The organism is Pseudomonas sp. GW821-FHT09E12, assembly GCF_059416085.1.
In genome coordinates this window covers 269740-281068 of the sequence record NZ_JBWKOM010000003.1, presented here as the reverse complement: position 1 = coordinate 281068, position 11329 = coordinate 269740, and the positions used below count along the sequence as shown (strand labels likewise).

Annotated in this window: 10 protein-coding genes and 1 pseudogene; 5 read left to right on the top strand and 6 right to left on the bottom strand. The window is 61.1% G+C overall.

Features of this window, described 5'->3' with window-relative positions; translation table 11 throughout:
- Positions 1 to 136 precede the first annotated feature (136 nt).
- Positions 137 to 1477, top strand: coding sequence for an AAA family ATPase (locus AC07PQ_RS09805; protein WP_493185416.1), 1341 nt, complete (start codon positions 137 to 139; stop codon positions 1475 to 1477).
- A 238-nt stretch (positions 1478 to 1715) separates the two neighbouring features.
- On the opposite strand, the gene AC07PQ_RS09800 is transcribed toward AC07PQ_RS09805, so the two are convergent.
- Together AC07PQ_RS09800 and AC07PQ_RS09795 are read right to left on the bottom strand one after the other, a co-directional pair.
- Positions 1716 to 2123 carry an HPF/RaiA family ribosome-associated protein gene (locus AC07PQ_RS09800; protein WP_493185415.1) on the bottom strand — a complete coding sequence of 136 codons (408 nt, stop codon included), beginning with the start codon at positions 2121 to 2123 and terminating at the stop codon, positions 1716 to 1718.
- A gap of 212 nt (positions 2124 to 2335) precedes the next feature.
- The gene (locus AC07PQ_RS09795) at positions 2336 to 3283 is read right to left on the bottom strand and encodes a LysR substrate-binding domain-containing protein (protein WP_009042241.1); all 948 of its coding nucleotides are present in this window, start codon (positions 3281 to 3283) and stop codon (positions 2336 to 2338) included.
- A 135-nt stretch (positions 3284 to 3418) separates the two neighbouring features.
- Between AC07PQ_RS09795 and AC07PQ_RS09790 the strand changes: the two genes are divergently transcribed.
- The 3 genes from AC07PQ_RS09790 (at position 3419) to AC07PQ_RS09780 (ending at position 6834) form a co-directional block, all read left to right on the top strand.
- Entirely contained in the window at positions 3419 to 4795 is a 1377-nt protein-coding gene (locus tag AC07PQ_RS09790) for an L-serine ammonia-lyase (protein ID WP_493185414.1), read from the top strand.
- Positions 4796 to 4996: 201 nt separating this feature from the next.
- Entirely contained in the window at positions 4997 to 6298 is a 1302-nt protein-coding gene (locus AC07PQ_RS09785) for a serine/threonine transporter (RefSeq protein WP_493185413.1), read from the top strand.
- Between the two features lie 218 nt (positions 6299 to 6516).
- Positions 6517 to 6834 (top strand): DUF3509 domain-containing protein, encoded by a 318-nt coding sequence (locus AC07PQ_RS09780; RefSeq protein ID WP_150049084.1) that lies wholly within the window; start codon positions 6517 to 6519, stop codon positions 6832 to 6834.
- Here the strand turns inward: AC07PQ_RS09780 and AC07PQ_RS09775 are convergent.
- A complete protein-coding gene (locus AC07PQ_RS09775; RefSeq protein WP_009042237.1) occupies positions 6831 to 7331 on the bottom strand; it encodes a phosphate-starvation-inducible protein PsiE in 501 nt (166 codons plus the stop codon). The two genes, AC07PQ_RS09780 and AC07PQ_RS09775, sit on opposite strands and share 4 nt — an antisense overlap.
- A 365-nt stretch (positions 7332 to 7696) precedes the next feature.
- Between AC07PQ_RS09775 and AC07PQ_RS09770 the strand changes: the two are divergent.
- Positions 7697 to 7954 (top strand): annotated as a pseudogene (locus tag AC07PQ_RS09770) (YebG family protein); the annotation flags it as partial.
- 156 nt (positions 7955 to 8110) lie between these two features.
- Here the strand turns inward: AC07PQ_RS09770 and AC07PQ_RS09765 are convergent.
- The 3 genes from AC07PQ_RS09765 to pdhA are packed head-to-tail and all read right to left on the bottom strand — an operon-like array spanning position 8111 to position 11304.
- Positions 8111 to 9220, bottom strand: a complete 1110-nt coding sequence (locus tag AC07PQ_RS09765; RefSeq protein ID WP_493185412.1) for a dihydrolipoamide acetyltransferase family protein — start codon at positions 9218 to 9220, stop codon at positions 8111 to 8113.
- Positions 9221 to 9230: 10 nt separating this feature from the next.
- Positions 9231 to 10217 (bottom strand): alpha-ketoacid dehydrogenase subunit beta, encoded by a 987-nt coding sequence (locus AC07PQ_RS09760; RefSeq protein ID WP_493185411.1) that lies wholly within the window; start codon positions 10215 to 10217, stop codon positions 9231 to 9233.
- Complete coding sequence (pdhA, locus tag AC07PQ_RS09755; RefSeq protein ID WP_007932384.1) at positions 10210 to 11304, bottom strand: pyruvate dehydrogenase (acetyl-transferring) E1 component subunit alpha; 1095 nt, start codon at positions 11302 to 11304, stop codon at positions 10210 to 10212. Before pdhA ends, AC07PQ_RS09760 begins: the two co-directional genes overlap by 8 nt.
- Between the last annotated feature and the right edge of the window lie 25 nt (positions 11305 to 11329).

Here is an 11329-nt window from a genome sequence, read left to right as displayed (position 1 = left end):
GCTGACAAAACAGCTCGACATGTTTATTCCGACTTGCGCCCTGTCATTCAGAAATAACCATATAACAAAACAAGCCTATAAAAACCTGATGTTGGTTGCACACAGCAACTGACAGTGGTTTTTAAAGAGGCACCGCATGTTTACCTCCAATAGGTATTTCATTTCAGGCATTGTGCTGATCATCTCTCAGCAAGTTTCCCTGGGCATATCAACCTATTATATTGCCATGGCTGGCGCGGCTCTTTCGCTGCAAGACTACCAACTGCTAAAGACTCGGATAATCCTTTTCTTCTCATTTGCCTTGCTGGGATACCTGATCAGTTCCGCAGTAGAGTTCATTTCTGCAAAGCTCAAGATTGATTTATGGGAGAAATACATCTTCTCCGTTTACAAGCATCTTCGCCACAATCAACCTCTTTCGTCTGAAGCAAACCGCAAGAATGTCCAGAGCTGGCTGGGCAGTGAAGTACCGACAACGCTGGATGGCACAGTCAATCTCTATTTCGGCATGACTTCCGTGTATAGCAATATCATAGTCACCCTCTATGTATTTTATTGGGTGCTCGGGACCCACATCGCCATACTAATGGCAAGCTCCATTCTGATTTCATACTTCTTGGTAAAGGCCATGAAAAGCAGAATAAGTGTCTCCGCCACAGAAATACAACAGAAGAGGCTCAACGTAGTCAAGCGTGCAAGTTCGCTTTGGGATTACTACCTGAATGCAAACTCATCCATGATTGGCTACTCGGAGGCTTCTTCCAGATCATTGATCGCGGACTTCCTTAAATCCTCCCTGTACTACACCAGGCTTGAGCAATTGGCCGCGTGCTTGCCGATATGTATAGCCGTCGCAATAATTCTGATATACCTGCAAGGACTGCCTCTGAGCCAGTCTGTCCCTTGGGGGATGATCGTTGCGGTTTTACCGCGGTCCCTGCAGGTATTCGGAAATGTTCACTCAATGAGTTTGTATAACAGCAAGTACGTATACTTTTGCAAAAGAATCAGCAATCTGTTGAATTTCACCGATACATTGGAGCCACTGAACCTCAACAAACAAGTCGTTCGCGAAGATATATCGATTTGCAATACCGTGAATGGAAAGACCATCCCCATTGATCAATTGCTCGATGACATTCGCACAATCGCCAGTCTTAAAGGAAGATTTCTCGTGTCAGGCAAGAATGGTTCTGGAAAGTCGTCTTTTTTAAAACTGATCAAGTCAGAGTTTGCCGAGTCCATTTTGCTGCCAAACCACGTAAGCTTTCATGAAACCGACGCTCCACTTTCCACTGGAGAAAGTCAGGTTCAAAAGCTCCTTCATGTACTGAATCAAAAGGCCCGGATAATCCTGCTCGATGAGTGGGATGCAAATCTGGACAGCCAGAACAAGCTACGAATCGGCAACATCCTGAGCCAGAAAGCCGAGGAAATATTGATTATTGAAGTGCGGCATATTCAAGAGGCGATCTGAAATCGACTCCAAATGCCTACTGTCGAGCCCCTTGCCACGCAGGTATCCGCATTTGCCCGATCAGCCAACGACCTTTCGCGAACACAGCAGGATGAGCCTGGGTTGAGCTACAAAAAAAGGCCATCACAGCGATGGCCTTTATGTGTCTCCCCCAATAATGAGGGCCTGCATTGGATGTCCAGCACCTACAAACATCAGCTGCGCAGCAGGCGCATGTTTTTGAACAGTAACTCAGCCGTCAGCTATTGAGCGCGGCCTGTTCGTTTTCCAGGAATTCCTCTTCAAGCAAGGCGTCGGCCTGGCCTTCGCGGGCGCTTGGCGCTGCCGCGGCGCGCTTGTTGCGCAACCGGCCGAACAGGTGTTCCAGGGAATTCTCCAGCTTGGTGGCCGCTCCTTCGATGGCCAGTTCCAGGGATTCGGCTTTGTGGGTCACGGAAATCGGTTGATGGCCTTTTGGCCGCGCCTCCAGTTGGCAGCGCAAATCGTGGGGACCGGGCTTTTCGCCGTTCTCGTCCCGCAGGTGAACCTCGACTCGGGTCAGGTCCTCCTCGTAGCGTTCGAGCGTGCTCTCAATGGTAGTACGTACCCACTCCTCCAGTCGGATGCTGCTTTGAATATGGTTATCGCTATTGACCTGGATTTGCATAGTTCTTCCCTTATTTCAGCTAGCTCGCGAGAGGAACCGCGTGCCCCTGAGGGCGTACTTTTTGCGGCCTCTTGGTTACAGAGTTGGGCAGAGCGCGGAACAATTCAACCCCTAAAAAAAGATAAATATCTATTCGCAAATAAAGCCGGACAAGGAGCAAAAGCGCTGTTAATGTCGGGAGTTGGGTCGCCCCTGTCCCTGGCCTTTTTCACTCACAGCTGTCCCTCTCCCAGAGGGTGCTGGCTACGAAAAATCCCCGCCTCCTCCACCAGCCAGTCGTGCACCGCGCGCACGCCCGGATGGCTCAGCGCACCCGGCGCATACAGCAGCACATAACGTTTGTGATTGGGCACCGCGAGGCCGAACGGCACGATCAGGGTGCCGCGCTCCAGCTCATCGTTGAGCAGGGTACGCCGGGCAATCGCCACCCCCATCCCGGCGATCGCCGCCTCGATGGTCAGGTGATTGCGATTGAAGGTGTGCCCACGCCGCACATCCGCGCCCTCGCAGCCGATGGCATTGAGATAGAACTCCCACTCCGCGTACTCATAGCTGCCGCGCCAGGCGGTGATGTCGTGCAGCAACGGGAAATGCACCAGGTCCGCCGGGCCGTGCAACGGCGGCCGCCCGCGCAACAGCCCCGGGGCACAGACCGGAAAGATCTGTTCATCCAGCAAGGCTGTGGATAACAGCCCCGGATAGCTTCCGTCGTTGAGGTCGATGGCCAGGTCGAAATCGCCTTCGTGCAAGGCCACGCTGCTGTCCTCGGCCACCAGCCGCAGCTGAATGTCCGGAAAACGCTGCTGCAGCCGGGGCAAACGCGGGGTCAGCCATTTGCCGAGAAATGACGGGATCGAGCGCAGGCGCAAGGTGCCGCTGATCATTCCGGCATCCAGCCGGCGCAATTCAGCGTCGATGCTGCCATAGGCCTCGTTCACCGTGATCGCCAGCCGCTGCCCCTCGGCGCTCAGTTCCACCCCACGGGCACGGCGGTGAAACAGGCGAAAGCCGAGCCGCTCTTCCAGCAGGCGGATCTGCTGGCTGACCGCTCCCGGGGTGATGTGCAGTTCTTCCGCGCAACGGGTGAACGACAAGTGCCGCGCGGCACAGGAAAACACATGCAGCCAGACGTAGGTCTGGGCATGAAACTGACGACTCATCGTTTAGTCCTGCTAAAGGCTGTCTTAGGAAAATTCGTTGGTCAGTCTTGACCGAGCTAGGCAGTATCGCCGACCTGACGCTCGGCCTACAAAAAATGGCAGCGATTTCTCTTCCATTGCTTGTAAGGCTTTAGCATGGCTATCAGTGTTTTCGATCTCTTCAAAGTCGGTATCGGTCCATCCAGCTCCCACACCGTCGGCCCGATGCGCGCCGCCGCGACCTTCGCCCAGGGGCTGTTCGAGCAAGGGTTGCAGGAGCAGGTGCAGCGGGTGGAAATCCGTCTGTACGGCTCCTTGTCCGCCACCGGCGTCGGCCATGCCACCGACCGTGCCTGCGTCATGGGCCTGATGGGCGAATGGCCCGACAGCATCGACCCAAGTAGCATCGGCCCGCGCATCCAGCAACTGCGCGAAAGCAGCGAGTTGAGCCTCGGCGGCCGCTCGCGCATCGCCTTCGACTGGCAGCGCGACCTGCTGCTGCTCGACGAGAGCCTGCCCTACCACCCCAATGCCATGTCGCTGTCAGCCTTTGCTGCGGACGGCCTGCTGTGGCGGCAGACCTACTACTCGGTGGGCGGAGGTTTTATCGTCGAGGAAGCCGAAGTGGCCGAAGGCGCCCCGGCGGCCAACGGCGTCGAACTGCCCTACGACTTCAACAGCGCGGTGGAACTCCTGGCCCTGTGCCAACGGCACCAGTTGCGAGTCTCGGAACTGATGATGGCCAACGAACGGGCCTGGCGCAGCGACGCCGAAATCCGCAGCGGCCTGCTGCACATCTGGGCGGTGATGCGCGAATGCGTCGAGCAGGGCCTGCGCCACGAAGGCACCCTGCCCGGCGGCCTGGATGTGCCGCGCCGCGCGGCCAAGCTGCATCGCAACCTGCTGGAAATCGGCAAGCCCAACGTCATCAGCTCGACCCTGTCGGCCATGGAGTGGGTCAACCTGTTCGCCCTGGCGGTGAACGAGGAAAACGCCGCCGGCGGGCGCATGGTCACCGCACCGACCAACGGCGCGGCGGGGATCATCCCGGCGGTGCTGCATTACTACATGAAATTCAACCCCGAAGCGTCGGACGACGACGTGGTCGACTTCTTCCTCGGCGCCGCCGCGGTGGGCATCCTCTGCAAGAAAAACGCCTCGATCTCCGGCGCCGAAGTCGGCTGCCAGGGCGAGGTGGGTTCCGCCTGCGCGATGGCCGCCGCCGGCCTGGCCGAGGTGCTTGGGGCCACCCCGGAGCAGCTGGAAAACGCCGCCGAGATCGGCCTGGAACATAACCTCGGCCTGACCTGCGACCCGGTCGGCGGCCTGGTGCAGGTGCCCTGCATCGAGCGCAACGCGATCGCCGCGGTGAAGGCAATCAACGCCACCCAGATGGCCCTGCGCGGCGACGGTAAACACTTCATTTCCCTGGACCGGGTGATCCGCACCATGCGCGATACCGGCGCCGACATGCATGACAAATACAAAGAAACTTCACGGGGCGGCCTGGCCGTGAGCTGGGTGGAGTGCTGAGGAGCATTCCCCCAGGCCGTATGAAAACGACTGCGCTCGGCAATACTGCGTTAAAAACAGGCTCGGAATGCTCATGTAGGCCCCTACACTCCCCTTCCTCGCCTGTTTTTGCCTTGTCTTGCCTTCGCTCGCTACGTTTTCAAACGGCCTGACCGCCTGTACTACGTGAGCCCGAGCAAAAATAATAACGAGGCAATACCGATGACCGATGTACGAACACCCGCTGCCGAAAACCCTGCCGTAGAGACTGCCCGCGACACCACGACCGCCAGCCAGGGCTGGAGCAAGCACGACACCACCTGGATGCTCGGCCTGTACGGCACCGCCATCGGCGCCGGCACCCTGTTCCTGCCGATCAACGCCGGGGGCGGCGGCTTCTGGCCGTTGATCGTGCTGGCGCTGCTGGCCTTCCCGATGACCTTCTTCGCCCACCGCGGGCTGACCCGCTTCGTGCTGTCCGGGCGTTCCGGCGACATCACCGAGGTGGTGGAAGAGCACTTCGGCATCGGCGCCGGCAAGCTGATCACCCTGCTCTACTTCTTCGCCATCTTCCCGATCCTGCTGGTGTACAGCGTGGCGCTGACCAACACCCTGGGCAGCTTCATGGAGCACCAGCTGCACATGACGCCGCCGCCACGGGCGATCCTGTCGCTGGTGCTGATCCTCGTCCTGATGGCCATCGTGCGCTGCGGCCAGGGCGTGATCGTGCGGGCCATGAGCGTGCTGGTCTATCCCTTTGTCGCCGCGCTGTTGCTGCTGGCCCTCAGCCTGATCCCGAACTGGAACGGCGCCTTCTTCGCCTCGGCCAATGACGGCATGTCCACGCCGCTGTTCCTCAAGACCCTGTGGCTGGCGATCCCGGTGATGGTGTTCTCGTTCAACCATTCGCCGATCATCTCCGCCTTCGCCGTCGACCAGAAGCGCCACTACGGCGCCCAGGCCGAAGGCAAGAGCAGCGGCATCCTCGCCGTGGCCCACGGCATGATGGTGCTGACGGTGATGTTCTTCTGCTTCAGCTGTGTGCTGGCCCTGTCGCCGGCCGACCTGGCCGCGGCCAAGGCGCAGAACATCTCGATCCTGTCGTACCTGGCCAACCACTTCCAGACGCCGGTGATCGCCTATGCGGCGCCGCTGATCGCGCTGGTGGCCATCACCAAATCCTTCCTCGGCCACTACATCGGCGCCAGCGAAGGTTTCCAGGGGCTGATCGTGAAAAGCCTGCGCAGCCGCGGCCGGACCCTGTCGTCGCGCTGGCTGGAGCGTTGCACCGCGCTGTTCATGGTCCTGACCTGCTGGGCCGTGGCCACCTTCAACCCGAGCATCCTCGGCATGATCGAAACCCTGGGCGGACCGGTGATCGCCTGCCTGCTGTTCCTGATGCCGATGTACGCGATCCGGCGGGTGCCATCGCTGCGCCAGTATTCGGGCCAGCTGTCGAATCTGTTCGTGGTGCTGATCGGTCTGATCGCACTGTCAGCGATCATTTATTCGTTCATGCCCTGAAACGGGTAGCCAAAGAAAAACGGACCTATTGGTCCGTTTTTTTTCGCCCCCGGGTTTATTGGTCGACGGCTTTCCCGGCATGCCCTTTGCTTTGCAAGACCCGAGGAATACGGACGTTATCAAACCTCGGCGAACGGCCTGCCAGTGGTCTGGACATGCGAACTAATCCCGATCCCGGCCGGTCAATGACTGCACGATACAATCAGGCGGTGACGCACATGGACAACCCCTTTCAGCTGATTACCGATGCCTTCGCCCCGGAATACCGGGTCAACCTGAGCATCCAGGGCCTGGACGGCAGCATCATGCTGACCCTGTCCAAGGCCGGCCGGGCCGTGGCCAAACGCATGATCAGCGCCGAGCAGCGCAACGATCCGCAGCGGCTCAAGCGCCTGGTGCAAAGCATTCAGTTCGGCATCGCCATCGAGCAGGGCCACAGCGCCGTGGCCATCCTCGAAGCCATGACCAACAGCGACAGCTTCAAGCTGCCGCTGCCGGCCGCCAAGGGCCGGCCGCCCCTGAGCGTGGCGATTTAAAGCTCGCCCTTCTCGACTTCCGGGTGCTCGCTGGAACCCGCGCCAACTTTGCGTTGCGGGTGTTCGATTTTCACCGAGGGGAACTGCGACGAGGCGTAGCGCACCACCAGGATCGAGAACGCCAGCAGCAGGATGCCGCCGCACAAGTAGATGATCCCCAGGTCCGGCGGGTTGTGGTGCGACACGTTGGAGATCAGCAGGCGGGTCAGCGCGGTAATCGCCACGTAGATCAGGAAGCGCACTGGCATGTGGTTGGTCTTGAAGTAGATGCCGACCATGGCGCCCAGTTCGAGGTAGATGAACAGCAGGAGAATGTCATCGATCTTGATATGACCTTCTTCGAGCATCCCAAGAAATTCCATCACCGCCGCCCAGGCCGTCACCGCGCCGATGGCGAACAGCGCCAGGTAGTGAAAGGTCTCGACAAACAGGTTGCCCAGGGACTCGGCCAGCTGATGGACGTTCTGCCGCAGTTTCTCGGCCCAATTGATTTTCACGATGGTTTTTCCTTAGGTCGACTCGACCGGATGATGCGGGTTGGACGTGACGGTTGCTCTGCATGCAGAAAAAAGGCCAGCGTCTGGGGTGAGATGGTGGCTGATGCAGACAAGGCACGTTCAGGCCGGCGGCAATCTGTAGGAGCGAGCATGCTGGCGATAGCGTCTGTTCAGACAAGGTACTGAATGGCCGCTGCGCGGATCGCGAGCAAGCTCACTCCTACAGGGGAAAGCTGACAAACCCGGAAACCCGTCTAGATTAAAAAGCCACTATTCAAAGCATAAGGATTCGCTTATTCTTCTAGCCTGTATATAAATACAGTAGTAGCAAATACCCATTATCGTGAAGGCATGTGAGGTGGTGAATGGCCGTCGAAGTGGTATACCGCAGCAGCCGAGATCTGGAGCGCTTGTTCATGGATAAAGCCGAAGCTGACCGTCATGACAAAATGCTCGAACTGGCTGAGTTGCTGGCGCAAGTGTTGCAAAAAGCGGTGCCGTCCCTGAGCGAGCAACAAGTGGAAGAAGCCGGGATCTACATGGCGAAGAACCGCGATGTGTTCGCCAAGGCCTTCAAGAGCCAGCCGGACGCCCTGTCCGAACTGCTCAGCGCGCCGGTTGCGGCGGCCGAGCCAGAGGCTCCGCTGGCAGCGCCCGAAGCCGCGGAACCCGCAGCACCGGCCAAGCCCGCCAAGGCGAGCAAAGCCGCCAAGTAAGCAGGCTCGAATTGAACAGGCCCTGAGTCTCTGGCTCAGGGCCTTTTTCATGCCTGTGGAAGACTAAAGCTCAGGTTGTTCCAGCGCCTCGACCAACGCCTTGAAAAACCGCGCTGCCTCGCCGCCGGTGACCACCCGATGATCGAAGGTCAGGGACAGCGGCAGCAGCGGATGCACCACCACCGCGCCGTTCAGGGCCACCGGTTCGTCGCGGATCACCCCGGCGGCGAGGATCGCCACTTGCGGCGGCACCACCACCGGATTGGCGTAACGGCCGAACAGGGTGCCGAAGTTGGACAGGGTCAGGGTCGCGCCCATCATCTCCTGGGGTGGGATCGAGCGTGCCTGCACGTCGGCGCGCAGGCGCGTCACCCCGGCCTTGAGGTCCGCCGCGTCGCGCTGGCCAATATTGCGCAGCACCGGCACGAACAAGCCATCGGGGGTGTCCACGGCGATGCCCAGGTCGAGGTGCTGGTGCTGCTTGATCGACAGGGTCTTGCCGTCGAACGCGCTGTTGAGCACCGGTTCCAGCACGCAGGCCGCCGCCAGCGCCTTGGCCAGGCGGATCAGCGGATCGCGGGCCTGGCCCCAGCGGTGCAGGTCGGCATCGCCGTAAATCGTCACCGGCACCACCTCGGCATGGGAGCGGGCCATGTTCAGCGCCATGCTCCGGCGTACCCCGCGCAGCCGGTCGCCGCCGAACCGCTCCCGTTCCTGCTGCGCGGCGTTTTCCACATCGCTGCGGCTGATCAGCCCATCCTTGGCCGAACCGCTCAAGGCATTCACGTCCACGCCCAGTTGCCGGGCCAGTTGGCGCACCGCCGGCGTGGCGCGGACTGCCATATGCTCGCGGGTCGAGGGCGCGGCGCCGACAAAAAACCGGTCTTCCTGACTGGCCCCGCCACCTTCGAGGCGCCCGACCACGGTGCCGGCATCCGCCTCGCCTTCGTAGCCGAGCAAGGGTTCGCCGACATGCAGGATGTCGCCCGGCGCGCCGTAGGTTTTCGCCACCACCCCGTCATAGGGCGCGGGAATGTCCACCAGGGCCTTGGCGGTTTCCACCGACACCAGCAACTGATCGGCCTTGACCGCATCGCCGGCCCTGACGTGCCATTCGACAATCTCCGCTTCCTGCAGGCCTTCGCCCAGATCGGGCAGTTTGAAATATTTCATCGCAGCCTCCTCAGGCGAAGTTCAGGGTGCTGTCGCAGGCGTGAAGAATGTCTTCGACGTCGGGGATGTACAGCGACTCCAGGCGATACAGCGGCGGTGGAATGTCCGGCGCGGTGACCCGCAGGATCGGCGCCTGCAATTCCAGCAATACCCGCTCGTAGAGGCTGGCGGCGATTTCCGCGCCGACGCCGCAGGTGCGCGGCGCCTCGTGCACGATCACGCAGCGCCCGGTCTTGCGCACCGAGGCTTCCAGGGTGTCGAGGTCCAGCGGCTTGATGCTGGCGACGTCGATCACCTCCGCCGACACGCCCTGCTCGGCCAGCGCGTTGGCGGCCTGCAAGGTCTCGACGATGCTCGCGCCCCAGCTGACCAGGGTGATGTCGCTGCCTTCGCGCAGGGTGAAACAACTGTCCAGCGGCAGGCGCTTGCCGTCGTCCACCAGCGGTTGCGGGTTCATGCGGTAGAGCCGGGTCGGCTCGAGGAACAGCACCGGGTCGGGATCGTCGATGGCTGCCAGCAGCAGGCCGTAGGCCCGCGCCGGCGAGGACGGCACCAGCACCCGCAGCCCCGGGATATGGGCGAACAACGCTTCAGTGCTTTCACTGTGATGTTCCGGTGCGCGAATGCCCGCGCCCATGGGCGTGCGCAACACCATCGGGCAGGTGATGCGTCCGCGGGTGCGGTTGCGCATGCGGCTGGCATGGGACACCAGGTGCTCCATGGTCGCGTAGATAAAGCCCATGAACTGGATTTCCACCACCGGCTTCAGGCCTTGGGCGGCCATGCCGATCACCAGACCGCCGAGCATGGTTTCCGCCAGTGGCGAATCGATCACCCGCTTGAAGCCGAAACTGTCGCGCAGCCCCAGGGTGGCGCGGAACACCCCGCCGTTCACGCCGACGTCCTCACCCAGGACAATCACGTTCTCGTCCTCGGCCATGGCCCGGTGCAACGCCAGGTTCACCGCTTCCAGCAGGCTGAATGTGCCGTTACTCATGGTCCGCACCTCCCGCACGCCGCGCCAGCCGTTCGAGGAACACCTCGCGCTGTTCGGCCAGGGCCGCCGGCCACTGTGCATAGACGTAGTCCAGTACCGACTCGGGGGCCTGGGTGCCCGCCGCCTCGAAGTTATCCACAGCACGCTGCACCAGCGCCTGGCATTCCACCATCAGCGCCTGCTCGCGGTTTCCGTCCCAGACGCCCTGCCCGACCATGAAGCGTTGCAGGCGTTTGACCGGTTCTTCCAGCCAGGCCTGCTTGACCTCATCCGCGGCCCGATAGCGCGTGGCATCGTCGGCGGTGGTGTGGTCGCCCAGGCGATAGCTCAGGCACTCCAGCAGCACCGGTCCCTTGCCATGCCGGGCACGTTCCAGGGCGGCCTGCACCCGGTCGTACACCGCGAGCATGTCGTTGCCATCGACCTGCTCGCCGTGGAAGCCGGCGCCGATGGCCTTCTGTGCCAGGGTTGGCGCGCCGCACTGGATGCGCCGTGGCACCGAGATCGCCCACTGGTTGTTGTTGACCACGAACACCACCGGCAACTGCCAGGTGCCCGCCACATTGAGGGCCTCGAGGAAGTCGCCCTTGCTGGTGGCGCCATCGCCACAGGTGGTCACCACCACCCGGTGCTCGCCACGGATCTTGAATGCGCTGGCCACGCCGCAGGCATGCAGGGCCTGGGTGGCGATCGGCACACAGATCGGGAAATCCTCGGCCACCGCCGGGTCGGCGAAATCACTGCCGCGCTCATCGCCGCCCCAGTACAGCAGGATCTCTTCCATGCGCACCCCGCGCATCAATTGCACGGCGGTGTCGCGGTAATAGGGCACCAGCACGTCTTCGGGCCGCATCAGGCTGCCGATGGCCACGCCAATGGCTTCCTGGCCGAGGGTCGGCGCATAGGTGCCGATGCGTCCGGTACGTTGCAGGGCCACGGCTTTCTGGTCGAACAGGCGGGTCAGGACCATCTGCCGGTAGAGCCGGGTCAGCAGATTGAAGTCGTCGGCCCAGGCCGGCAGGTCGCCGAGCAACTGGCCGTCCGGGGACAAATAGCGGGTATAGGGAAGTGCAACCTTGTGCGGCATCACATGGCTCCTGGCACGCCGGGTC

Bases quoted from the DNA above. Each gene is read 5' to 3' on its own strand.
- AC07PQ_RS09765 (WP_493185412.1), bottom strand. From the start codon at position 9,220: ATGAAATATTTCAAACTGCCCGATCTGGGCGAAGGCCTGCAGGAAGCG.
- AC07PQ_RS09800 (WP_493185415.1), bottom strand. From the start codon at position 2,123: ATGCAAATCCAGGTCAATAGCGATAACCATATTCAAAGCAGCATCCGA.
- AC07PQ_RS09780 (WP_150049084.1), top strand. From the start codon at position 6,517: ATGGACAACCCCTTTCAGCTGATTACCGATGCCTTCGCCCCGGAATAC.
- AC07PQ_RS09760 (WP_493185411.1), bottom strand. From the start codon at position 10,217: ATGAGTAACGGCACATTCAGCCTGCTGGAAGCGGTGAACCTGGCGTTG.
- AC07PQ_RS09790 (WP_493185414.1), top strand. From the start codon at position 3,419: ATGGCTATCAGTGTTTTCGATCTCTTCAAAGTCGGTATCGGTCCATCC.
- AC07PQ_RS09805 (WP_493185416.1), top strand. From the start codon at position 137: ATGTTTACCTCCAATAGGTATTTCATTTCAGGCATTGTGCTGATCATC.
- AC07PQ_RS09795 (WP_009042241.1), bottom strand. From the start codon at position 3,283: ATGAGTCGTCAGTTTCATGCCCAGACCTACGTCTGGCTGCATGTGTTT.
- pdhA (WP_007932384.1), bottom strand. From the start codon at position 11,304: ATGCCGCACAAGGTTGCACTTCCCTATACCCGCTATTTGTCCCCGGAC.
- AC07PQ_RS09785 (WP_493185413.1), top strand. From the start codon at position 4,997: ATGACCGATGTACGAACACCCGCTGCCGAAAACCCTGCCGTAGAGACT.